Source organism: Sporosarcina sp. CAU 1771, from assembly GCF_054482775.1.
This window is the reverse complement of the sequence record NZ_JBTLRN010000002.1, coordinates 203,835-225,797: the sequence shown is the minus strand read 5'-3', so window position 1 is coordinate 225,797 and position 21,963 is coordinate 203,835. Positions and strand designations below refer to the sequence as shown.

Annotated in this window: 26 protein-coding genes; all 26 read right to left on the bottom strand. The window is 41.6% G+C overall.

Features of this window, described 5'->3' with window-relative positions:
- Positions 1–36 precede the first annotated feature (36 nt).
- Positions 37–1,545 (bottom strand): F0F1 ATP synthase subunit alpha, encoded by a 1,509-nt coding sequence (atpA, locus tag ACXYMX_RS03680; RefSeq protein WP_459042872.1) that lies wholly within the window; start codon positions 1,543–1,545, stop codon positions 37–39.
- A 25-nt stretch (positions 1,546–1,570) separates the two neighbouring features.
- Positions 1,571–2,110: a F0F1 ATP synthase subunit delta gene (locus tag ACXYMX_RS03675; RefSeq protein ID WP_459042871.1), complete on the bottom strand. Its 540-nt coding sequence runs from the start codon at positions 2,108–2,110 to the stop codon at positions 1,571–1,573.
- Positions 2,107–2,667, bottom strand: coding sequence for a F0F1 ATP synthase subunit B (gene atpF, locus ACXYMX_RS03670; RefSeq protein ID WP_459042870.1), 561 nt, complete (start codon positions 2,665–2,667; stop codon positions 2,107–2,109). The genes ACXYMX_RS03675 and atpF overlap by 4 nt, the downstream gene beginning before the upstream one ends.
- A 150-nt stretch (positions 2,668–2,817) precedes the next feature.
- Positions 2,818–3,042: a F0F1 ATP synthase subunit C gene (gene atpE, locus ACXYMX_RS03665; protein ID WP_459042869.1), complete on the bottom strand. Its 225-nt coding sequence runs from the start codon at positions 3,040–3,042 to the stop codon at positions 2,818–2,820.
- 139 nt (positions 3,043–3,181) lie between these two features.
- The gene (gene atpB / locus ACXYMX_RS03660; RefSeq protein ID WP_459042868.1) at positions 3,182–3,889 is read right to left on the bottom strand and encodes a F0F1 ATP synthase subunit A; all 708 of its coding nucleotides are present in this window, start codon (positions 3,887–3,889) and stop codon (positions 3,182–3,184) included.
- A gap of 7 nt (positions 3,890–3,896) precedes the next feature.
- A complete protein-coding gene (locus ACXYMX_RS03655) occupies positions 3,897–4,277 on the bottom strand; it encodes an ATP synthase subunit I (protein ID WP_459042867.1) in 381 nt (126 codons plus the stop codon).
- A gap of 482 nt (positions 4,278–4,759) precedes the next feature.
- Positions 4,760–5,881 (bottom strand): non-hydrolyzing UDP-N-acetylglucosamine 2-epimerase, encoded by a 1,122-nt coding sequence (wecB, locus tag ACXYMX_RS03650; RefSeq protein WP_459042932.1) that lies wholly within the window; start codon positions 5,879–5,881, stop codon positions 4,760–4,762.
- A gap of 19 nt (positions 5,882–5,900) precedes the next feature.
- The gene (upp, locus tag ACXYMX_RS03645; RefSeq protein WP_459042866.1) at positions 5,901–6,530 is read right to left on the bottom strand and encodes a uracil phosphoribosyltransferase; all 630 of its coding nucleotides are present in this window, start codon (positions 6,528–6,530) and stop codon (positions 5,901–5,903) included.
- A 178-nt stretch (positions 6,531–6,708) separates the two neighbouring features.
- Positions 6,709–7,950: a serine hydroxymethyltransferase gene (gene glyA, locus ACXYMX_RS03640; RefSeq protein ID WP_459042865.1), complete on the bottom strand. Its 1,242-nt coding sequence runs from the start codon at positions 7,948–7,950 to the stop codon at positions 6,709–6,711.
- Between the two features lie 3 nt (positions 7,951–7,953).
- Positions 7,954–8,523 (bottom strand): TIGR01440 family protein, encoded by a 570-nt coding sequence (locus ACXYMX_RS03635; RefSeq protein ID WP_459042931.1) that lies wholly within the window; start codon positions 8,521–8,523, stop codon positions 7,954–7,956.
- A gap of 15 nt (positions 8,524–8,538) precedes the next feature.
- Positions 8,539–8,976 carry a ribose 5-phosphate isomerase B gene (rpiB, locus tag ACXYMX_RS03630; protein ID WP_459042864.1) on the bottom strand — a complete coding sequence of 146 codons (438 nt, stop codon included), beginning with the start codon at positions 8,974–8,976 and terminating at the stop codon, positions 8,539–8,541.
- Positions 8,977–9,080: 104 nt separating this feature from the next.
- The gene (locus ACXYMX_RS03625) at positions 9,081–10,370 is read right to left on the bottom strand and encodes a methyl-accepting chemotaxis protein (RefSeq protein WP_459042863.1); all 1,290 of its coding nucleotides are present in this window, start codon (positions 10,368–10,370) and stop codon (positions 9,081–9,083) included.
- Positions 10,367–10,813 carry a low molecular weight protein arginine phosphatase gene (locus tag ACXYMX_RS03620; protein ID WP_459042862.1) on the bottom strand — a complete coding sequence of 149 codons (447 nt, stop codon included), beginning with the start codon at positions 10,811–10,813 and terminating at the stop codon, positions 10,367–10,369. Before ACXYMX_RS03620 ends, ACXYMX_RS03625 begins: the two co-directional genes overlap by 4 nt.
- Before the next feature lie 58 nt (positions 10,814–10,871).
- Positions 10,872–11,366 carry a manganese efflux pump MntP gene (locus ACXYMX_RS03615; RefSeq protein ID WP_459042930.1) on the bottom strand — a complete coding sequence of 165 codons (495 nt, stop codon included), beginning with the start codon at positions 11,364–11,366 and terminating at the stop codon, positions 10,872–10,874.
- Positions 11,367–11,450: 84 nt separating this feature from the next.
- A complete protein-coding gene (locus ACXYMX_RS03610; protein ID WP_459042861.1) occupies positions 11,451–12,476 on the bottom strand; it encodes an L-threonylcarbamoyladenylate synthase in 1,026 nt (341 codons plus the stop codon).
- A 59-nt stretch (positions 12,477–12,535) separates the two neighbouring features.
- Positions 12,536–13,093 (bottom strand): stage II sporulation protein R, encoded by a 558-nt coding sequence (locus ACXYMX_RS03605; protein ID WP_459042860.1) that lies wholly within the window; start codon positions 13,091–13,093, stop codon positions 12,536–12,538.
- A 44-nt stretch (positions 13,094–13,137) separates the two neighbouring features.
- Complete coding sequence (gene prmC, locus ACXYMX_RS03600) at positions 13,138–13,992, bottom strand: peptide chain release factor N(5)-glutamine methyltransferase (protein WP_459042859.1); 855 nt, start codon at positions 13,990–13,992, stop codon at positions 13,138–13,140.
- Positions 13,985–15,061, bottom strand: a complete 1,077-nt coding sequence (gene prfA / locus ACXYMX_RS03595; RefSeq protein WP_459042858.1) for a peptide chain release factor 1 — start codon at positions 15,059–15,061, stop codon at positions 13,985–13,987. Before prfA ends, prmC begins: the two co-directional genes overlap by 8 nt.
- Positions 15,062–15,197: 136 nt before the next feature.
- On the bottom strand, positions 15,198–15,794 hold the full coding sequence (locus ACXYMX_RS03590; RefSeq protein ID WP_459042857.1) for a thymidine kinase: 597 nt from the start codon (positions 15,792–15,794) through the stop codon (positions 15,198–15,200).
- A 260-nt stretch (positions 15,795–16,054) separates the two neighbouring features.
- Positions 16,055–16,276 (bottom strand): 50S ribosomal protein L31, encoded by a 222-nt coding sequence (gene rpmE / locus ACXYMX_RS03585; protein ID WP_459042856.1) that lies wholly within the window; start codon positions 16,274–16,276, stop codon positions 16,055–16,057.
- 166 nt (positions 16,277–16,442) lie between these two features.
- Entirely contained in the window at positions 16,443–16,949 is a 507-nt protein-coding gene (locus ACXYMX_RS03580; RefSeq protein WP_459042855.1) for a DUF2165 family protein, read from the bottom strand.
- Between the two features lie 17 nt (positions 16,950–16,966).
- Positions 16,967–17,155 (bottom strand): DUF4177 domain-containing protein, encoded by a 189-nt coding sequence (locus ACXYMX_RS03575; protein ID WP_459042854.1) that lies wholly within the window; start codon positions 17,153–17,155, stop codon positions 16,967–16,969.
- 573 nt (positions 17,156–17,728) lie between these two features.
- The gene (rho, locus tag ACXYMX_RS03570) at positions 17,729–19,012 is read right to left on the bottom strand and encodes a transcription termination factor Rho (RefSeq protein WP_459042853.1); all 1,284 of its coding nucleotides are present in this window, start codon (positions 19,010–19,012) and stop codon (positions 17,729–17,731) included.
- A 37-nt stretch (positions 19,013–19,049) separates the two neighbouring features.
- Entirely contained in the window at positions 19,050–19,265 is a 216-nt protein-coding gene (locus ACXYMX_RS03565; RefSeq protein WP_459042852.1) for a hypothetical protein, read from the bottom strand.
- A 364-nt stretch (positions 19,266–19,629) separates the two neighbouring features.
- Positions 19,630–20,595, bottom strand: a complete 966-nt coding sequence (gene glpX, locus ACXYMX_RS03560; protein WP_459042851.1) for a class II fructose-bisphosphatase — start codon at positions 20,593–20,595, stop codon at positions 19,630–19,632.
- Between the two features lie 72 nt (positions 20,596–20,667).
- Positions 20,668–21,948: a UDP-N-acetylglucosamine 1-carboxyvinyltransferase gene (locus tag ACXYMX_RS03555; protein WP_459042850.1), complete on the bottom strand. Its 1,281-nt coding sequence runs from the start codon at positions 21,946–21,948 to the stop codon at positions 20,668–20,670.
- Positions 21,949–21,963 lie beyond the last annotated feature (15 nt).

Below are 21,963 nucleotides of genomic sequence, written 5' to 3'. Positions count from 1 at the left end.
ATACGCCTGAGCGTGATTTGCGTCCAGTTGTTGAGATTACTCAGTAACAGCAAACGTCTTCTTGAATTCGTTGATAGCTGCTGCCATCTCTTCATCCTTAGGAAGATCTTTTGTTTGACGAATATGATCTAAAACATTTGTGTGGTTTGTTTGTAACCATGCTGCAATTTCAGACTCAAAACGCAAGATGTCTACAACAGGAATATCATCTAGGAATCCACGTGTAAGTGCATATAATGCAGTTACTTGAATTTCAACTGGAACTGGTTTGTTTAAGTCTTGCTTAAGGATTTCAACAGTACGGATTCCACGATCAAGACGAGCTTGTGTAGATGCATCTAGTGCAGATCCAAACTGAGAGAATGCTTCAAGTTCACGGAATGCTGCAAGGTCAAGACGCAGTGTTCCCGCAACTTTTTTCATTGCCTTAATTTGTGCTGAACCACCAACACGAGATACTGAAAGACCAGCGTTAATAGCCGGACGTACACCCGCGAAGAAAAGGTCAGACTGCAAGAAGATTTGACCGTCTGTAATCGAAATTACGTTTGTTGGAATATAAGCAGAAATATCGCCTGCTTGTGTCTCAACGAATGGTAAAGCAGTAATTGAACCGCCACCTAGTGAGTCGTTCAACTTAGCTGCACGCTCTAATAAACGTGAGTGTAGGTAGAATACGTCACCTGGGTATGCTTCACGACCTGGAGGACGACGAAGAAGTAATGAAAGTTCACGGTAAGCAGCTGCTTGTTTTGATAAATCATCATAAACGATTAGAACGTGCTTGCCTGCAAACATAAATTCTTCTGCCATTGTAATTCCAGTGTATGGAGCTAGGTATAGAAGTGGAGATGGTTGTGAAGCCGAAGCTGTTACAACGATTGTGTAGTCTAGTGCACCGTTTTTACGAAGTGTCTCGACAACTCCACGAACTGTTGATTCTTTTTGTCCGATTGCAACGTAAATACAAATCATATCCTGATCTGCTTGGTTAAGAATCGTATCGATCGCAACAGTTGTTTTACCTGTTTGACGGTCACCGATAATTAACTCACGCTGTCCACGACCGATTGGTACAAGTGCATCAATTGCCTTGATACCTGTTTGAAGTGGTTCGTGAACTGATTTACGTGCCATAACGCCTTGTGCAGGGCTTTCGATTGGGCGTGTTTTCGTAGTTGCTATTGGACCAAGACCATCGACTGGCATACCCAATGAGTTTACAACACGACCTAATAATTCTTCGCCTACTGGTACTTCCATAATACGACCTGTTCGACGTACTTCATCGCCTTCTTTAATGTCTGTGTATGGGCCAAGGATAATAATACCAACGTTGTTAGCTTCCAAGTTTTGCGCCATACCAAGAACACCAGTTGAGAACTCTAAAAGTTCTCCAGCCATGACATTGTCGAGGCCGTGAGCACGAGCGATACCGTCACCAATCGTGATAACAGTACCAACATCGCTTACTTCCATCTCAGATTGATAATTTTCAATCTGCTGTTTTATGAGAACGCTGATTTCTTCAGCTTTGATGCTCATGTTTGTCACCCCTCAAATCTCAGATTTACGATCCAATAAGATCTTTTTTCAGACGCTCTAGTTTACCACTTAAGCTACTGTCATAGATCCTGTTTCCAATTTGCAGGCGGATGCCCCCAATTAGACTTGGATCAATTACATTTTCGATACGTAATGAAAGCTTGCCCACTTTAGCCGCAAATGCGGAAGATATAGCCGACTTTTCATCATCCGATAACAATTGTGTTGAATACACTTTCGCTTCGGCAACTCCTACTGAATCATATGCAAGTGAATTGAATTCGTCGATGACGTTAACTGTCTCGTTAATTCGTTTTTCATCAAGCAATACGAACAATGTGTTTTGGATTAACGGATTTGCATCCTTAAACAAAACAGAAAGTAGTTCTTTCTTTTTCGTGCTAGTTAAACTCGGGTTTACGAGTAGTTGTTCAATTTCTTTATTGTTTTCAAACACCTTTTTCACTTCAAGAAGTTCTTCCTGAACGGAACTGGTTTGTTCATTTTTTTGCGCAAGTTGAAACAGTGCTTGTGCATAGCGTTTTGCTACAACAGATTTACTCACTGTCCATCGCCCGCTTTCGCAATCGTCTCTTCAATCAATGCGCGGTTGTCTTCCTCTGAAATTTCTTTTCCAAGAACTTTAGACGCGGCAAGAATAGAAAGAGATACAAATTCTTCACGTACTGCTGCAACAGCTTTTTCTTTCTCTGATGCAATTTCTTGTGCTGCTTCAACTTTCAAGCGACCAACTTCTTCGCGTGCTGCCTTGACCATGTCTTCACGTTGTTTTTCACCTTGTTCACGGGCGCCATCAACAATCGACTGAGCGTCAGTGCGCGCTGTTTTTAACAAGTTACGCTGCTCTTCAAGTAGCTTTTTTGATTCTATACGACTTTTTTCTGCTTCTTCAATTTCACGAGAAATCATTTCAGCTCGTTGGTCCATAACGCCCATTAGTGGTCCCCATGCAAACTTCTTAAGAAGGATCATGAGTAGCATAAACAAGAAGACCGTAACGATAATATCCCCAAGGTTTAATCCGTTGGAGTTATTTAATTTCTGTAAGAATCCTGCATCAGTTACATCTGTAGCTGCGAGGACGAAGGTATCCAAAAACACGATTGTTTCACTCCCTTCAAGAGTACACGACTCTTTTTAAATATAAACTGTATTTTAATTACTGTTTCATATAGTTATCATTCATTATTTCCTTATTAAAAAGCGAAGATTCTACACTCAAATCTTCGCCATTTGAAATTCTTTAACTACTTATCGGTTCATAACGATGAACGCAATTACTGCTGCGAAAATCGGAACAACTTCAACTAGTGCAACTCCAACGAACATGTTCGTTTGAAGAACTCCACGAGCTTCTGGCTGACGTGCAATTCCTTCTTGTGTTTTCGAAACTACTAAACCTGCACCTAGACCTGCTCCTAGTGCTCCTAAACCGATTGCGATTGCTGCTGCTAATAAACCTACTGAACCTACCATAGTATATTTCCTCCTAATGTTTTTTTATGTTTTTTATGCTGTTCCGGGAGCACGCGGCCCCCGTATTTCTCCCTACTCAAGCAAAAGGATATTTACATTTTGTTTATATCCTTTGCCTTTTCGGGGAACTCTATGTTTATTAGTCCGTTCGAACTTTATCGGACATATAGACCATGGATAACATAACAAAGATAAATGACTGTATCGCTCCAACGAATATCGAGAAGCCCATCCAAGCCATTCCCGGTACGATTGCTCCAATTAGTCCGAAAACACTTGATGTACCAAGGCCGGCGATTAACGCAATTAAAACTTCACCAGCATAGATGTTTCCATATAGACGTAAACCGAGTGTCAACGTACTTGCAAATTCTGCCACGAGATTTAGTGGGAGTAAAAAAGGTAGCGGCTCTAGAAAACCTTGACCGTATCCTTTAACACCTTTCGCTTTAATCCCGTAATAATGAGTCAAGACAATTACCATAACAGCAAGAGTCAGTGTAATCATCGGATCTGCTGTAGGTGATTTCCACCAGAGATCCCCTTTCCATATCACCGCGAACGGTAATCCGAGCACGTTCGATACGAAAAGAAACAGAATAAGTGTAATTCCTAATATATGAAAACGTCCACCCGTCTTCCAATCCATGTTGCTCTTAATAATCCCTTTGACGAAATCCATAATCCATTCAAAGAAGTTTTGCATACCTGAAGGTTTTACTTGTAAGTTTCTTGTTGAAATAAATGCGATAAGAAAGACAATTATACAAGTTATCAATAGCATCATAACGTTTGAAAGGTTAAATGTGATTCCTAATAGTTCTCGTGTAGGATTTCCGTGCTCCATGTTTCGTTCACCTCCCTTGTTCGTGTCTTACGTGGTAAATGATCCTGTCAACCAATAGAATGACATACGGTATCCCGAACCCAATAACCGTTCCGATCAGGTCAAACTGTTCCGGCATTGAAGTTGCAATTGCTGCCGCTGCAACACCAGATGCGAAACGCAACGCAGTTCCTAGCGAAACATATTTCTTCCCATTCTCAATCGCAAGATTGAAACGTTCCGATCGACGAACGAGCATCCAGAAATTATACAAGCCAAAAAGAGAACCTAAGATTAGCCCAGCAAAGACAGTTTTCCATTCAGTAAACGCCCATCCTAGGACGAACAATGCAAGCAATGGATATAGAGCCATTCGTTGCCTACTATGGATTTCCCGCAATGTTTGCATAGTTAGTAATTCTCCTGCTTCGTATTTCTGGAATTCGGATAAACATTTCGTGTAAGGACTTGCGAAGTGGTTCCCGTTTCGCTGCCCAGCCTTAAACCGGCGTAGACTCGAAAAAGGTAGAAAGATGATAGATTTTGTATGTTAATACGCTATTAATTTAGGTTCCATATGTATGAAACACCTATCATTCTTACCATTAGTAATCATACAGGAGCATAAAAATGAAGTCAATTGATTCCTATGACATTATCACGACTGATTTTCACTCCGTCAAAATATGGACAAATTTAAATTTAAAAAGAAGTACCCGTTAGTGTAACCGATGACAAACCGCATTATACCCGAGAGCCTAGGTTCTAGAACAGAACAGGATTGCTTTGAATTTGCATATTCTCTTCAAGAATATTCGGATTGTTAGCTTCGTTTAACTTAAGCAGAAAAAACGACCTGAATCCATACATGTTTCCAGGTCGTTTCCTAAGTTATTTCGACATATTCAGATATTCTTTCAACGCTTTGACAATTCGTTCAGATGCATGGCCATCGCCATAAGGGTTCGATGCCTGTGCCATTTTGCGATATTCAACGTCATCTGTTAGAAGTTGATCGGTTAACGTAAATATCGTTTCTTCATCCGTACCTGCAAGTTTCAGCGTACCTGCCTCAATGCCTTCAGGTCGTTCTGTTGTATCTCGAAGAACAATAACTGGTTTGCCGAGTGAAGGGGCTTCTTCTTGAATACCACCTGAATCTGTAAGGATAATATGTGAGCGCGCAGCAAAGTTATGAAAATCAACAACTTCTAACGGTTCGATTAAATGAACTCTTTCATTTCCACCGAGTATTTCATCCGCAACTTCGCGTACAGCTGGATTCATATGAACCGGGTAAATAATTTGTATATCATCGTGTTTAGCAAGCAATCGATTGATCGCACGGAACATATTTCGCATCGGCTCTCCGAGGTTCTCTCTTCGATGTGCTGTTAAAAGAATTAGCTTATCGGTTCCCATTTTTTCAAGCACTGGATGTGAGTAGTGTTCAAGGACCGTTGTTTGAAGCGCATCAATCGCCGTGTTTCCGGTGATATAGATTGAACTTTCCTCTTTGCCTTCGTTTAACAAGTTTTGAGCAGACTTTTCAGTAGGTGAAAAGTGTAAATCTGCGATAACGCCTGTTAATTGTCGATTCATTTCCTCTGGATACGGGGAGTATTTATCCCACGTCCGAAGACCTGCTTCTACATGACCTACCGCGATTCGATTGTAAAATGCCGCTAAACTGCCGATAAAAGTCGTCGCCGTATCGCCGTGAACAAGAACGATATCTGGTTGTGCTTCTTTCATGATCTTGTCCAGACCTTCAAGTCCGCGCGTTGCTACATCAACCAGTGTTTGGCGGTCTTTCATAATGTTCAAATCGAAATCTGGAGTTATTTTAAACGTTTCCAGCACTTGGTCAAGCATTTCTCTATGCTGTGCAGTTACCGTTACAATTGATTCGATATCTTCTGAGTGTTTTTGAAGTTCCAGTACGAGCGGAGCCATTTTTATCGCTTCCGGTCGCGTACCAAAAATCGTCATCACTTTCCATTTACGTTTCAAGTAATTCACGCCTTCTTCATTATTTTGTCCCAAAGAGTCTATCGCCTGCGTCCCCAAGTCCAGGAACAATATAACCATTCTCATCAAGTTTTTCATCAAGTGCAGCAATGTAAACATCTACATCTGGATGTTCTTCAGTAAATGCTTTTACACCTTCTGGAGCTGCGATCAAACACATAAACGAAATGCTTTTCGCACCACGTTTCTTCAATGACTGAACAGCATCTATTGCCGAACCGCCTGTAGCAAGCATCGGGTCAACAACGATGAAATGACGTTCAGAAACATCCGATGGAAGTTTCACATAATATTCAACCGGTTGAAGTGTTTCAGGATCGCGGTAAAGACCGATATGCCCAACTTTTGCAGCAGGGATCAAGTTTAAGAATCCTTCCACCATGCCTAGACCTGCACGTAAAATAGGAACAATTCCAAGTTTCTTTCCTGCTAATACATTCGATTTCGCCTTACAAACTGGCGTATCGATTTCTGTCTCTTTTAGGGGAAGTTCGCGTGTAATTTCATAAGCCATAAGTGTTGCAACTTCATCAACGAGTTCCCGAAACTCTTTCGTACCTGTCTTTATATCACGTATGTAAGTGAGTTTGTGTTGAATTAGTGGGTGATCAAAAATGTGGACCTTTGCCATATTCATTCGCTCCTTTTCAAAATATCTTGTTTATTATACCAGACTTGCCTAGTGTATGTTATGAACGAAAATCGATTCATTTTTCCGTCTATTGCACCGCATCCAACTAGTGGATTTTGACGTTTGCGTTCTAAATCCAAAAGAAGCCACTTTCCTTTAGTAGAAAGTGGCTCATTTTTTATGCGTAAAGTGGGAATTTATCCGTTAATGCAACAACGCGCTCTAATGCTTCTTTTTTCGTAGCTTCGTCTTCTGGGTTCTTTAACACCATTGCAATAATACTTGCAATTTCTTTCATTTCCTCTTCTTTAAATCCACGTGAAGTAACAGCTGGTGTACCAATACGGACTCCAGATGTAACAAACGGGCTTTCTTTATCAAAAGGAATTGTGTTTTTGTTCGTCGTAATACCAACTTCATCAAGTGCATGTTCTGCAACTTTTCCAGTTATGCCAAGCGAACCAAGATTAAGAAGTAGCAAGTGATTGTCTGTACCGCCAGAAACAATATCAACGCCAGAAGCAATCAGTTCTTCTCCAAGAACTTTTGCGTTTTTCTTAACTTGTTGAATGTATGTTTTGAATTCAGGTTGTAGCGCTTCTTTAAATGCAACAGCTTTTGCAGCAATTACGTGCATTAGTGGTCCGCCTTGAACACCTGGGAAAACAGACTTATCAATTTTTCTTCCATCTTCTTCTTTACAAAGAATAAATCCACCACGTGGTCCACGTAATGTTTTATGTGTTGTCGATGTTACAAAGTGTGCATGTGGAACTGGATTCGAGTGTTCTCCAACTGCAACTAACCCTGCAATATGAGCCATATCAACGAATAGGTATGCTCCAACTTCATCTGCAATTTCACGGAATTTAGCAAAGTCAATTTCACGTGGATATGCACTTGCTCCTGCAACGATCATTTTCGGTTTGTGTTCAAGCGCTTTTTGACGCACGTCTTCATAATCGATACGCTCGTCTTCTTTACTCACGCCGTACTCTACAAAGTTGTAAAGTTCGCCTGAGAAGTTCACTGGACTACCATGAGTTAAGTGACCTCCGTGAGATAAATTCATACCTAATACTGTGTCGCCAGGCTTAAGAAACGTAAAGTACACTGCCATATTTGCTTGCGCACCCGAGTGTGGTTGAACGTTTGCATACTCAGCACCAAAAATTTCTTTCAAGCGGTCGCGCGCTGCATCTTCTACTGTATCCACATGTTCACAACCACCGTAGTAACGTCTACCCGGGTAACCTTCTGCATACTTGTTTGTAAGTACTGAACCTTGTGCTTCCATTACTGCAACACTTACAAAGTTTTCAGAAGCGATTAATTCAATGTTTGCTTGTTGACGATTTTTCTCCGCCATAATTGCATCATAAACGAGCTGATCTTGATCTTTTACGTGATTGATTTCCATTTGTTAAAGTTCCCCCTCAGGAATAATTTGATATACCGCTCGTTCTCCACCGATTTTTTTCGGTCGTGTCGTTGCGATTGTGACGATTGCTTCGCCTATTTTGGTAGTTGACGTCCGAATTGGAACAGCAACTTTTTTTAAATGCATGCCAATTAGAGTTTGTCCAATATCGATTCCACCGTGTGCCTGAATTTCCTCGACAACTACAGGATCATCCATCGTCGTATAAGCAAATGCGGACATAGATCCTCCCGCAGACGCTACGGGTACAACCGATACTGGCTCAAGGTGATACATCTCTGCTGCTTGCCGTTCCATCGTCAGAGCACGGTTAATATGCTCACAACCTTGAAACGCAAGATGAAGGTCATGCTGGTCAGCAAAGTTCTTCAACGGTGTATAAAGGGCTTCTCCAATTTCAAAGGCTCCCGCTGTACCGATTTTCTTTCCTGCTACTTCAGAAGTCGAACAGCCAACAACAAACAATCCGCCTTTTGGTAGATGTACTTGTTCAGCTACTTCTTTAAGTGTTTGTTCGAGTTGATCTTTCCAGAGTTCTGGAGTTCCCAAAATACCCCTCCTGCAAAGTTAGTTTTCGAGTTCCATTAACTTAGTCACTCGGCGTTCATGACGGCCGCCTTCAAACGAAGTGTTCAGCCATGTTTCGACGATTAATCTTGCAAGACCAGGTCCAATTACACGCTCGCCCATCGCTAATATATTGGTATCATTATGCTCCCGGGTTGCTTTTGCACTGAATACGTCATGTACAAGTCCACAGCGAACTCCTTTTACTTTATTCGCAGCGATAGACATACCAATACCCGTTCCACAAATTAGAATACCACGGTCATATTCCCCTGACGCTACTCCTTTTGCTACAGGCGTAGCAAAGTCTGAGTAATCGACAGATTCATCTGTTGATGGCCCTAAATCGACATACTCAACATCTAACTCGGTTAATAGGTTACTGATCTCATGGCGCAGATTATTGCCGCCATGATCTGAAGATAGTGCGATTTTCATGCTCATCCTCTTTTCATAATTTACTCTCAACTCATTCTATCATCTTTTCCGACAAAAAAACACAACCCCGAATGAAATTGAAGGCTGTGTTGGCAAATTAAAAACTATTTGTTTCGTTCAAACTGATTAATAACTTTATAAAGATCCTCAGACTGCTTTTTCAAATCAAGTGCCAGTGAATTGGCCTGTTCAATTGAGCGAACTTGCTCTTCTGTAGCAACTCCGACTTCCTGAGCACCTGCAGAAGTTTCTTCAGCAATAGCGGCTACTTCTTGTGACTGACTTGCTGTCGTTTCAATATTTTGCAACTGTCGCTCTACAAATGACGTGATTTTACTGACGGAATCTGCCATTACGTTAATTTTATCAGACATCGCTTCTACGCTCACGCTTGTTTCTTCAGCTTTATCTGCCTCATTTACCGCCGAACGTACTTGTTGTTCAATTTCTTCTACTACTTTACTTACATCTGATTGGATTGTTGCAACGAGACCAGAAATTCCTTGGACCGCACGCGCACTTTCATCTGCCAATACGCGTACCTCTTCAGCAACAACCGCGAAGCCAGCTCCATGTTCACCTGCACGTGCAGCTTCTATGGATGCGTTCAATGCTAGTAAATTTGTTTGCTTTGCAATGTTTCCAACGAGTTGGACGATTTCACCAATTTTTTGAGCGTTCGTATCTAACTCTCGAATCGTAGTCAGAGATTGTTCACTTTGCGTTGACATTTGACGAATTCCATCGACCAATGAAGTAAAGACTTTAGTAGTCGTTCCTAATTCCTCAATCATCTCATGAGAGCGAAGAGAAGACTCTGCAGCTCGTTCATTTACCTCAACAGCTAGCAATCGCACATCTTCCATAGCTTCCGCTGTTTCTTGAATCGCAATCGCTGACTCTTCAGCACCTGAAGATATTTCCATTATTGTCGATGCAACGGCATCGGCTTGTCGCGCTGCAGAACCCGTCTCTGCAGATAACTTGTCCACAGTCTGTGCTGTTTTCTCAAAGTTCATCTCGATTTCTCCAACAATCGTACGTAGGTTTACGACCATAAGTTGAAACGCTTCTGCAACGGAGTGGATTTCATCTGAAGAATTAGGTAACTCAATATCCGAACTGATATTTCCTTCCGCAACTTTAATGGCTGCACTTTCCAGACGTTGTAGAGGTCGCGTTAAAATCGTTCCGAACACTGCAGCCAAAACTCCAGACCAAAAAATACCCATGCCGTACGTTAGTACACTAAACCAAAATGGATTCATAGTCGGGAAAAACTGTGGTTGAATAATGTTGATAAATACCGCACTCGTTGTATACGTTGTAATCGCCAATACGGTCACAAATATTACTAGTTTGAATCGTAAACCAACCTTTTTCTTTTGAATCATTTTTTGCCCTCCATCAACTTCCGTTCGATCGCCTCAATCAATTGAGTTAGTTCACGAAACGTGTATTCGTATGTCGCTAAATCTCCGCCAAATGGATCGTGTACATCCTCGTCTTCTTCCGGATTCAAAAACCCTTTTAACGTGTGGATTTCGGTATCCTTTAGAGAGATTGACTGCAGTATTGCTTGTTTGTGTGATGAGGTCATCGTTAAAATGATGTCTGCCCATTCAATATCTTCCATAGATATCGCTCTTGAGAGTGGTGTGAAAGGCATATTTGCTCGCTCAATTAAAGTTTGTGCATGCTTCGAAATCGGCATGCCGTTTTGAGCGTAAACTCCTCCGGATCGAACATGAATATTTTTGTTCAATTTTGAGCGAAGAATCGCTTCTGCCATTGGACTCCTGCATGTGTTTCCAGTGCAAACGAAATAAATGTTCATAGTTATCACCTTCTATTAATAGAATACCCGATTATTGCAGAGATTGGAATAGGTACCTTTAATTAAAGCATGACATTACTCCCATAGTCAGAAGTACAATCCCAGCAATTCGCCTTATAATTTTCCCACTTTTTATTCCAAGTTTGCCTTTAAATCGAAGAGCCGCATACGCTAAAACTAATGTGAATAACCCTGAGGACAGGATGAAGATCGTTTTATTCATATGAAGCATACCAAATGAAACACTCACCGAAAAAGTGTCCACACTTACCGCAACAGCAATTAAGAGAGGATGTAATCCCCTCGTAGACTTCCCTGCTTCCTCGTCTTGTAAAATCATATGTATTCCGATTAAAGCCAATAAAATTCCGGAAAGTAACGTACTCCATCCCCAAAATACTTGCGTGGAAAACTCCCCCGTAACAAAACCAATGAAAGGAAAGAGCATATTTAATAAAGCTGTCCATAGAGCAAGGACAAACTTCCCTCTTTGGATATGCAAAAATGTATACACCACAATAACGTCAAGTGAAGTGATGCCCGCTACAAACATTTCACTCAAAATAAAACCCCCTAAGTCTACGCATCCGTTCATCTTATGCGTAGTCTTAGGAGGTCATTCATATTCACTTTTCACTTAATACCGTTTACCTTCTGACGCTTTCATAAGCCGATTCATAACAGCTGCGCCAACACCGTTTTCATCTGTTTCGACCGCGAGAATAACATCAGCGTCTGTTAAATCACATTGCCGAATCGCATTATACAAATGTATGGCGATTGCTTCATTATCATGGAGTCTTCCAACTGTGAAATACCAATCCGCATCTACCGTTTTGAATTCTTCCGGACCAATTACTGCAATCTTCTTTCCTTCACTTCGAAGAGAAGTAATTGCCTCTTGAATTTTCTGCTGATCTGCACGGATAACGAACAACGGTGCTTCCGGAGCGTAATGTAAATATTTCATGCCCGGAGATCGTGGTGCTTCTTCAGTTAATTCATCAGCAGCACCGTATTGAATTGGACCAATTAGCGCTTCAATCATTTCGCGCGTAGCGCCACCCGGTCGTAATAAATTAGGCGGTGTCGTCGTCATATCCAAAACTGTCGATTCTACGCCAACTCCTGTTGAACCCCCATCCAATATTAATGGGATTAAACCTTGAAGATCCTTTTCAACATGTGAAGCTTCCGTCGGACTCGGTTTCCCACTTCTATTCGCGCTCGGAGCGGCAAGTGGTTCGCCAAGTTCACGCAAAAGCTGAAGTGCTACTGGGTGATTCGGCATACGAATTCCAACGGTTTCAACTCCTGGAGTAACATTCGGCGCAACTACACCAGCTAACTTATTAAAAACAAGCGTAAGTGGTCCCGGCCAAAACGCCTCCATTAACTTTTCAGCGTCTTCCGAAATACCCGTTGCGTAGTTCAGCACTTCGTCTTTTCTTCCAATATGTACGATAAGTGGATTGTCTGAAGGTCTTCCTTTCGCTTCGAAAATCCTTTGAACTGCTTGCTCATTGGTCGCAATAGCTCCAAGACCATAGACAGTTTCCGTCGGAAAGGCAACAACTCCACCACTTTTCAAGATATCCACAGCCTGTTGGTAATGTTTTTTGTTATCCAGAAAGTTATCCACTGAAATCACTTTTGTCTGCACAAGATAAATCCCCTTTATACACAATCTAACTAACTTATCCACATTTATTGTTAGTAACCTTATTCAAACAGCCCTTTTATCCACTCCCAAACAAAGAAAGTAACTTTTTCTTCTTCAACTTTGTCTTTATCTGGAAAACATACCTTAGGAAATAGTGCGCACCACCAGTTATCCCCACGCCCACTGCCAATTGTTAATATATACGCATCGACGGTAGATTGTGGATAAATGAAAAATCCAGATCTTTTGGGTGGAAAAAATGCATCTTTACGTTCAAATGATATTGAAGCCCCTCTAGAAAGAGATGTCGACAATTCAGCTATTGAATCTTCAAGTGCTACCAGATTCATTTCGATTTCCTCAGCAGACCGTCCGCTTGCAACCGCCTCTTCGATTAGAGGCTGAATTACTTGTTGGATATCTTTCTTAATTTGCTGATCTTCAGCCGTATTTGAATTGGCAAGGATTCTGAAACGAACCGCGTCATCATTAGATGGAGCCATTGAAAATAACATAAGGATAGCCTGTAGAATAATAAGTATTAAAATAAATTCAATATATGGAATCGCTTTTTCAATTGTAGTTTCTGTTCTTTTAATCTCGTAGTCTGTTAACATCTGTATCCCCTCCTACTCCGCATTGTTGCCGGAGAATAGGGAATTTATTCACGAATCTCACAAAATATTATTCTGTCTTTTCCGTTGATATCTTTTACGATTTCAACAACTGCGTTCGGAAAAGCGTCTGCGAACAACTTATGCACAACTTTGCCTTGTAAATAACCGATTTCAACACCGATTAATGCCGGCTTGTTCATAAGTTTAGGAAGTGTTTCAGCTAATTTTCTATAACAGTAGAGCCCATCCTCTTCTGCAAATAGTGCAGTATGTGGTTCGTGAGCTAGAACCGTTTCAGACATCATTTCTTTTTCCACTTGTGCGATATACGGAGGATTCGATAAAACAACATCCCACTTCGAATTAGAAAGCGGCTTTGCTAAATCCCCTTCTAAAAATGCAATTTCTGCACCAAGGTTTTTCGCATTCCGTTTTGCAACTTCAAGCGCAGCTGAGCTTATATCTGTTGCTGTAACATCCGCTTCAACCCACTCTTTTTTAAATGAAATGGCAATGGCTCCACTGCCCGTTCCAATATCCGCAACTTGAATCTTTTTGGTCGGAAATAACGTGCGGCATCTTTCCATTGCACCGTAAATGAGTTCTTCAGTTTCAGGCCTTGGAATCAACACATTTTCGTTTACTTCAAACGTGCGCCCGTAAAAACTTTCGACGCCAATAACATATTGCACAGGCTTTCCTTCAAGTACTTCGCCGATTTTATCCCAAAAGGAGAATTGTTCCTTTTCGCTTAGGCGTTCACGCATATTGGCAAGCAACGAAGCATTCGACCTGTTTGTAACAAACTCCATTACAATGTTTGCAGCGCCCTGGTCCAGATCTTTTTCTTTTAATAAAGAGGTCGCTTTGTTAAGCGCCTCATAGAGTTGTTCAGTCATTCTGATCTAAGCTTTCAAGACGATACGCTTGTTCTTCAATAATGAGCGCGTCGACGACTTCATCCAGTTTACCTTCAATAATTTGGTCGAGTTTTTGGATCGTCAAGCCAATTCGATGGTCTGTTACACGATTTTGTGGGAAGTTGTATGTCCGAATTCGCTCAGAACGGTCTCCCGTTCCGACTGCAGATTTACGGGTTGCAGCATATTCTGCCTGTGCTTCCTGTTGTGCAGCATCGTATACGCGTGCTTTTAATACTTTCATTGCTTTTTCACGGTTTTTAATTTGTGATTTTTCATCTTGAATCGAAACAACAATTCCTGTTGGTAAGTGGGTAATACGAACAGCGGAGTCCGTCGTGTTAACGTGCTGACCGCCTGCACCACTGGAACGGTACGTATCAATTTTTACATCTTCTCGTAGAATTTCTATGTCGACATCTTCCGCTTCCGGTAAACAAGCGACTGTTGCAGTTGACGTATGCGTGCGACCGCCTGATTCCGTTTCCGGTACACGTTGTACGCGGTGTGCTCCATTTTCAAATTTCAATTTGGAATACGCACCGTTTCCAATAATCATGAAAATAATTTCTTTGAAACCACCAAGTTCTGTCGGAGAAGAATCCATGACTTCAACTTTCCAGTTATGCATTTCAGCAAATCGACTGTACATCCGAAATAGATTTCCCGCAAAGAGTGCCGCTTCGTCTCCCCCTGCTGCGCCGCGGATTTCCATAATGACGTTTTTTTCATCGTTTGGATCCTTCGGTACGAGGAGAATCGTTAATTTCTCTTCAAATACTTCTATTTGATCGTCCAGTTCGGAAAGTTCGAGTTTGACAAGATCTTTCATTTCATCATCGAGTGGTTCGTCAAGTAAACTTTTCGCACTATCGCGTTCGGTTAGCGCTTTTTTGTATCCGCGGTACGTATCTACCGTTTCTTGCAAGCTTGATTGTTCTTTTGAGTAATCCCGCAGTTTCGTCATGTCACTAACTACATCCGGATCACTAAGCATCTCATTTAAATAATCGTATCGATCTTCTAATACTTGAAGACGTTCAAACATATTGTGCACCTCATTATATAGACTATTTTTGTATATTTATTGTACGGGAATTTCGAATCTAAATACAGTTTAAGCATCTCTTCTCTCTACCATGAGAAAACCCCGTCCAGTTGCCCGGACGGGATTTTACTTCCGCTTATGCATGAATTGCTGTTACACCTTTAGGCACTTCGTGATGCTGACGACATCTAGCTTCATACGCTTCGGAAGCACCCACTAGAATGATAGGGTCATCATATCCCGCAGGAGTTCCTTCAATGAGACGCTGCGTTCTACTTGCTGGGGAACCACACACTGTGCATACCGCCTGCAATTTCGTAATATGTTCAGCTACCGCCAAAAGTCGTGGCATCGGACCAAATGGCTCTCCACGAAAGTCTTGATCCAAACCTGCGACGATTACGCGAAATCCTCGGTCCGCTAAGGACATCACTGTATCGACGATTCCTTCATCAAAAAACTGAGCTTCATCGATTGCGATCACGTCGTACTCATCGGTAACAAAGTCTTCGATATGCGAAGAACTCGCAACTGGATTTGCGATTACCGTCGTTCCATTATGACTGACAACCGCTTCTTCACCATATCGGTTATCAATTTCAGGTTTGAATACTGCAATTCTTTGTTTAGCGAACTGTGATCTTCGCACCCGGCGAATGAGCTCCTCTGACTTCCCCGAAAACATACTTCCGCAAACGACTTCAACCCAACCACCTTGCATAGCTGTATACATTGTGTTTCCCCTTTCATCCAACTCTTTATATGGACATCCTCATTTTTACCTTGAGTTATTATCATACCCTAAAAAGGATCATTTGTGATGGCATTTTTTCGAATAAATATGTTGTATTTAAGGAAAACTATAAATGTATGTAATCGTACTATTCTATGTACGCGACATTTTGTCTCTACAACTGGCTCCATGCTTCTTCGGGATAAAAAATAAAATACCCGCCCGGTGCATAAGAGCACCTGACGGGTAGTTCGAAGAAATTATTCTTCTTCGCGGCCTTCTTCTTTGAGGCCATATTTTTTGTTGAAACGGTCGACACGGCCGTCCGCTTGAGCAAACTTTTGGCGTCCAGTGTAGAATGGATGACAATCTGAGCAAACTTCAACTCGGATATCTCCTTTTACAGAACCTGTTTCAAATGTATTTCCACATGAACAAGTAACAGTCGCAAGTTTATATTCTGGGTGTATTCCTGTTTTCATCGGTCTTTCTCCTTTCGCCCTGAACCATTCGGTACAGAATTTTTTAAGATCGATGCCTTACACGACCCGTATTAGTCAGCCGTATATGCAAGGATATCATATCAATGATACTCAAATAGTATAACAAGTTTTTTTATAAGATGCAACATCTTTGATGAGGTTGCTGTTATTCTTCCAACTCATCGTCTTTCATTGCCAACAAGATTGCAAAGCCAGCCCATAGAGTGGAGATACCCATTGCTGTATCTTTCCCATTCCAAATTTGAGACTGCCACATTGCAAACCATTCGCTACCAATAACGATAAATCCTAAAAACCAAATTGCAAAGCCAAGCATAAATGCATAGAAACCAAACGCTTTCGATTTGTTGAATTCTTTAGCAGAAGATTTAAGGTTTTTCATCATATGAACTACACCAATAAATGCTAGTAAACTGAAAATACCTTCTGCAAGAATAAGCATCCAGTAAGCTACAGTATGAAGACCCGAGCTTTCAATGGCTCGCCACATTAATGCATTTCCCTCAAATGTCGTGTCCATCGATAATACATGATGAACAAATTGATAGTTCGAGTTATAATCCATTAAATTTCCTGCGAAAACAAAGAAACCAAATAATCCTGCAAGTAATAGTACAAAAGCTTTTAATAAACGTAATGCTACTGAACTCATTCCGACACGCCCCTTTCCTATTTTTTCTTTTCGAAGACGAGATCAATTCGGCGATCAGCTGGTGAAAGGTTGGATAAGTTTACGAGTTGAACAAACTTCCACCCTTTTTCAGCTTGATCTAAAATGTACTTTTCATATTCTTCTTCTAAAGTTAGACCCTCACGTCCGTGCACTAGGCGAATCGACTTTATGTGGTATGCATACATTTAGATCACCTCTTTCTCGAAATTCGTATTCCTAGTTATCAATACCACCAAAAATCAAATGGTAAACAGTTTTTTTAGTAGGTTATGTTGAAAAAGTCTGTTGGTAAAGTTTTTTACACAATAGTGCTCGTAAGCGTATCGAACACGTTGATTTCCGTTTCAGCCGGACGCGTTCCGGAGGGCAGGCGGTGGACCAACCCGTTCGCTTCGCTCCCGTTGGTTGTTACACCTGACCCGCTGTCCTCCCGGAGTCGCCGTCTTCCACTTCAATTCAACTGGGAGTGTACAAAAATCTATTGTCCCACGATCCCGACGCCACTTACCTTGAATCCAAACGATCCAGCGCAGAAGCGACAAGTGTGAGCCGAAGTAGTAAGACCGACAGCGAACTTTCTGACGGGCTTACTGCGGGAGGCCATCACCAAGCGACGAAGCGATATTTTCACGACCTACACTCTACAAGACCAGGAATGTACAAATTCTATACCAACTATCAACAGAGTTATTTAACATAGCCTTAATAAGAAAAAACCTTGTTATTTTAATAATAAAATAACAAGGTTTCGGTATGTCTTATAGGAGTCCTTTGCCATTGCGGTGCGTTTTCATTTCGCCATCTAGTTTATCGAAAAACTCTTCGTTTGTTGTCGTTTGACTTAACTTCTTTAAGAAGCGTTCTGCAAAGTCTGGCGCGCTTGAAAAGGTTTTTCGAATCGCCCATAGTTTATCCAACTGGTCTTTAGGAATAAGAAGTTCTTCTTTTCGAGTTCCAGAACGACGAATATCAATCGCTGGGAAAATGCGGCGTTCGGCGAGATTGCGGTCTAAATGAAGCTCTAAGTTTCCAGTTCCTTTGAATTCTTCGTAAATCACTTCATCCATTCTTGAGCCTGTATCGATCAGTGCAGTTGCAAGAATTGTTAAGCTTCCGCCTTCTTCTAAGTTCCGTGCAGCACCAAAGAAACGTTTAGGTCGATGGAATGCCGCTGGGTCAATTCCGCCCGATAGCGTTCGGCCACTTGGAGGAATGACTAAGTTATACGCACGAGCAAGTCGCGTAATCGAGTCCATTAAAATGACGACATCGCGCTTATGTTCGACAAGTCGCATTGCACGTTCAAGGACCAATTCGGCTACTTTGACATGGTTTTCAGGTACTTCATCAAAAGTTGAACTAACAACGTCAGCTTTTACTGATCGTTCGATGTCCGTTACTTCTTCTGGTCGTTCATCAATAAGAAGCACAATCAGTTCCGCTTCAGGATGGTTCGTTGTAATTGAGTTGGCAATCTCTTTCAACAACAACGTTTTCCCTGCTTTAGGCGGTGCAACGATGAGTCCACGTTGCCCAAAACCTACTGGCGCAACGAGATCCATAATACGCGTGGAAAGTTTTGTAGGTTCAATTTCAAGTTTAATATGACGTTCGGGATATAAAGGTGTAAGTGCAGGAAAATGCACTCGGTCGCGGGCTTCTTCGGGGTCTACCCCATTTACAGCTTCTACTTGAAGAAGACCATAATAACGCTCTGATTCTTTTGGAGGCCGTACTTTACCTGCGACTTTATCGCCATTTCGGAGGTCGAAGCGACGTATTTGCGAAGCGGAAATATATATATCTTCCGAACTTGAAGAGTAGTTAATTGGGCGTAAAAATCCATATCCTTCAGATTGAATAATTTCGAGTACACCGTCCATGAAGAAAAACCCTTCTTGTTCGGCTCTCATTTTCAGTATGGCAAAAATAAGTTCTCTTTTTGTTAATTTACTATAATAAGAAACCTTGTACTTCTTGGCGAGAGTATATAACTCTTTAAGCGTCATGTTTTCTAGCGCCGATATCGTCAATGTTGTCATTCTTTGGCACCACTCTTTTAGTTTAATTGGGTGTAAACTAGATTTCTATTTCTTTTTTATAGGCTATGTTAAATAACTCTGTTGATAGTTGATACAGTACTTGTACACTCCTTGTCGAGTAGAGGGGAATGCGTGAAAATATCGCTTCGTCAACGTTTTTTAGCACAGCTAAAATAATGAACATTAATTGGTGATGGCCTCCCGTAGTAAGCCCGTCAGAAAGTTCACTGTCGGTCTTACTACTTCGGCTCACACTTGTCGCTTCTGCGCTAGTTCGATTTACTTCATGGATATTGCAGTACTAAGAGTGGAGCAATAATACTATTTGTACACTCCTAGTTGATTGAAGTGGAAGACGGCGACTCCGGGAGGACAAGCGGGTCAGGTGAAACAACCAACGAGAGCGGAGCGAACGGGTTGGTCCACCGCCTGCCCTCCGGAACGCGTCAGGGAAAGATTGAACTTTATCTTTCCGCACTTAGGGTCTGAAACGGAAATCAACGTGTTAGGTATACTCACTCAAGCGCTTTTGTGTAATAAGAATTATCAACATGATTATTTAACAGAGCTTTTTTATATACAAACATGCCCAGCACATTGGCCAGGCAAGTTGGATGTTAGTCTTCCATAATTAAATTCGGTTTTTTCTTCATGCTGTGTCGTCCCTCTACAAATCGAACCGTTCCTGATTTAGAACGCATAACGACCGAGTGCGTTTCACTATATCCGCCTTTGAATCGTACACCGCGAAGAAGTTCTCCGTCTGTTACACCTGTAGCGGCAAATATCGCATCGTCACCCTTTACAAGATCATCCATATAAAGAATCTTGCTCACGTCGAGGCCCATCTTCTTACAACGCTCTAACTCCTCGTCATTTGAAGGGATGAGTCGTCCTTGGATTTCTCCACCAAGACATTTGAGTGCAACAGCTGAAATAACTCCTTCTGGAGCACCACCGTGGCCAAATAAAATATCTACGCCTGTTTCATCAAATGCAGTATTAATAGCTCCTGCTACATCGCCATCGTTTATAAGTTTAATGCGAGCACCTGCAGTACGAATTTCATTAATAATGTCTGCATGACGTTCTCTATTTAAAACTGTAGCAACAACATCACCGATATCTTTATTTTTTGCTTTCGCAATTGCATGTAGATTTTCGGTTACTGTAGCGTCGAGGCTAATTTTACCAACACCTTCTGGACCAACTGCAATTTTGTCCATATACATATCCGGCGCATTCAATAAATTGCCTTTATCTGCGACAGCTAGAACAGCAAGTGCGTTCCAACCACCCGCAGCTACGATATTTGTACCTTCAAGAGGATCAACCGCTACGTCTACTTCTGGACCGTCTCCAGTTCCAAGCTCTTCACCAATATAAAGCATTGGAGCCTCGTCCATCTCGCCTTCTCCGATAACAACTACACCGCGCATTGGAATCGTATCAAATACCATTCTCATTGCTTCCGTTGCAGCATCGTCAGCTTCGTTTTTCAAACCTCTTCCCATCCAACGTGAAGAGGATACTGCTGCTGCTTCTGTGACCCTAACTAATTCCATTGATAAACTGCGTTCCATGTATGTTCCTCCTGTTTGCGGTAAAATCCGTATGCTATTCAATATACATTTCTTACTTATTCGTTCTTGTCGTTATTTTTCCTTAGATGTTACTTGTTCTTGGATTGTTACTTTACGAATATCAGCGCCAAGACCTTGAAGCTTTTCAATAAGTGAACTATATCCACGTTCAATATGTTGAATTTCTTGGACTTCCGTTTCTCCCTCTGCAATAAGTCCCGCTATAACTAGCGCGGCACCTGCACGAAGATCTGAGGCTCTAACTGTTGCAGCTTCTAAAGGTGTTGGACCTGATAATATTGCAGAACGCCCATCAACCCGACCATCTGCATTCATACGTTTTAACTCATCGATGTGCTTAAACCGAGCCGAATACACGGTGTCTGTAATAATCGAAGAACCAGTTGCTTGTGTTAATAAAACGGAAAAGGGTTGTTGAAGATCCGTAGGAAAACCTGGATAGACAAGTGTCTTCACATCGACAGCTTGCAAATTCTTTGCAGGAGCGATATAAATCCGTTCATCTTCTTCAACGATATCAACACCCATTTCACGAAGTTTTGAAGTCAATGCTTCCACATGAAAAGGGATAACATTGTCGATTGTAACGCCATCGCCTGCGGCTGCGGCCATAATCATGAACGTACCGGCTTCAATTCGATCTGGAATGATCGTATGTTTTGTGCCGTGTAATTTCTCGACACCTTCGATACGAATAACGTTTGTACCTGCACCTTTAATATTCGCACCCATATTCGATAATAAAGTGGCTACATCAACAATTTCAGGTTCTTTAGCTGCGTTCTCAATTGTTGTTCTACCTGTTGCGAGAACAGCTGCGAGCATAATGTTAATGGTTGCTCCTACACTACTCACGTCTAAATAAATTTTAGCGCCACGAAGTTCCTCAGCACGCAAATAGATTGCACCGTGTTCGTTCGTCACTTTTGCACCAAGTGCTTCAAAGCCTTTTATATGTTGATCAATGGGTCTTGGTCCAAGGTGACATCCACCTGGAAGACCAATGACCGCATGTTTAAAGCGTCCGAGCATTGCACCCATCATGTAATAAGATGCACGTAGTTTCTTCACTTTTCCATTTGGCAAAGGCATAGAAATCATTTCTGTAGAGTCGATGGTCATCGTCCCATTATTGAAGTCAATTTTACCACCAACATCTTCAAGGATTGCTTGAAGTGTCAATACATCTGAAATTTCTGGAAGCCCCTCGATCGTTACAGTTGAATCGGCTAAAATTGAAGCTGGAATAAGTGCCACTGCACTATTTTTCGCTCCACTTACTCGAATTGTACCTTTTAGACGATTACCGCCTTTTATTTTATAAACTTCCATGTCGCTCTCCTTCGA

What these genes read in the sequence shown, in the direction of transcription:
- ACXYMX_RS03580 (WP_459042855.1), bottom strand. Translation starts at nt 16,949, where the DNA reads ATGAGTTCAGTAGCATTACGTTTATTAAAAGCTTTTGTACTATTACTT.
- rpmE (WP_459042856.1), bottom strand. Translation starts at nt 16,276, where the DNA reads ATGAAAACAGGAATACACCCAGAATATAAACTTGCGACTGTTACTTGT.
- prmC (WP_459042859.1), bottom strand. Translation starts at nt 13,992, where the DNA reads ATGACTGAACAACTCTATGAGGCGCTTAACAAAGCGACCTCTTTATTA.
- ACXYMX_RS03625 (WP_459042863.1), bottom strand. Translation starts at nt 10,370, where the DNA reads ATGATTCAAAAGAAAAAGGTTGGTTTACGATTCAAACTAGTAATATTT.
- glpX (WP_459042851.1), bottom strand. Translation starts at nt 20,595, where the DNA reads ATGGAACGCAGTTTATCAATGGAATTAGTTAGGGTCACAGAAGCAGCA.
- atpB (WP_459042868.1), bottom strand. Translation starts at nt 3,889, where the DNA reads ATGGAGCACGGAAATCCTACACGAGAACTATTAGGAATCACATTTAAC.
- ACXYMX_RS03605 (WP_459042860.1), bottom strand. Translation starts at nt 13,093, where the DNA reads ATGTTAACAGACTACGAGATTAAAAGAACAGAAACTACAATTGAAAAA.
- rpiB (WP_459042864.1), bottom strand. Translation starts at nt 8,976, where the DNA reads ATGAAAATCGCACTATCTTCAGATCATGGCGGCAATAATCTGCGCCAT.
- atpE (WP_459042869.1), bottom strand. Translation starts at nt 3,042, where the DNA reads ATGGTAGGTTCAGTAGGTTTATTAGCAGCAGCAATCGCAATCGGTTTA.
- atpA (WP_459042872.1), bottom strand. Translation starts at nt 1,545, where the DNA reads ATGAGCATCAAAGCTGAAGAAATCAGCGTTCTCATAAAACAGCAGATT.
- rho (WP_459042853.1), bottom strand. Translation starts at nt 19,012, where the DNA reads ATGACAACATTGACGATATCGGCGCTAGAAAACATGACGCTTAAAGAG.
- ACXYMX_RS03590 (WP_459042857.1), bottom strand. Translation starts at nt 15,794, where the DNA reads ATGTATACAGCTATGCAAGGTGGTTGGGTTGAAGTCGTTTGCGGAAGT.
- upp (WP_459042866.1), bottom strand. Translation starts at nt 6,530, where the DNA reads ATGGCAAAGGTCCACATTTTTGATCACCCACTAATTCAACACAAACTC.
- glyA (WP_459042865.1), bottom strand. Translation starts at nt 7,950, where the DNA reads ATGGAAATCAATCACGTAAAAGATCAAGATCAGCTCGTTTATGATGCA.
- ACXYMX_RS03620 (WP_459042862.1), bottom strand. Translation starts at nt 10,813, where the DNA reads ATGAACATTTATTTCGTTTGCACTGGAAACACATGCAGGAGTCCAATG.
- ACXYMX_RS03575 (WP_459042854.1), bottom strand. Translation starts at nt 17,155, where the DNA reads ATGTATGCATACCACATAAAGTCGATTCGCCTAGTGCACGGACGTGAG.
- ACXYMX_RS03655 (WP_459042867.1), bottom strand. Translation starts at nt 4,277, where the DNA reads ATGCAAACATTGCGGGAAATCCATAGTAGGCAACGAATGGCTCTATAT.
- ACXYMX_RS03555 (WP_459042850.1), bottom strand. Translation starts at nt 21,948, where the DNA reads ATGGAAGTTTATAAAATAAAAGGCGGTAATCGTCTAAAAGGTACAATT.
- prfA (WP_459042858.1), bottom strand. Translation starts at nt 15,061, where the DNA reads ATGTTTGAACGTCTTCAAGTATTAGAAGATCGATACGATTATTTAAAT.
- ACXYMX_RS03615 (WP_459042930.1), bottom strand. Translation starts at nt 11,366, where the DNA reads ATGTTTGTAGCGGGCATCACTTCACTTGACGTTATTGTGGTGTATACA.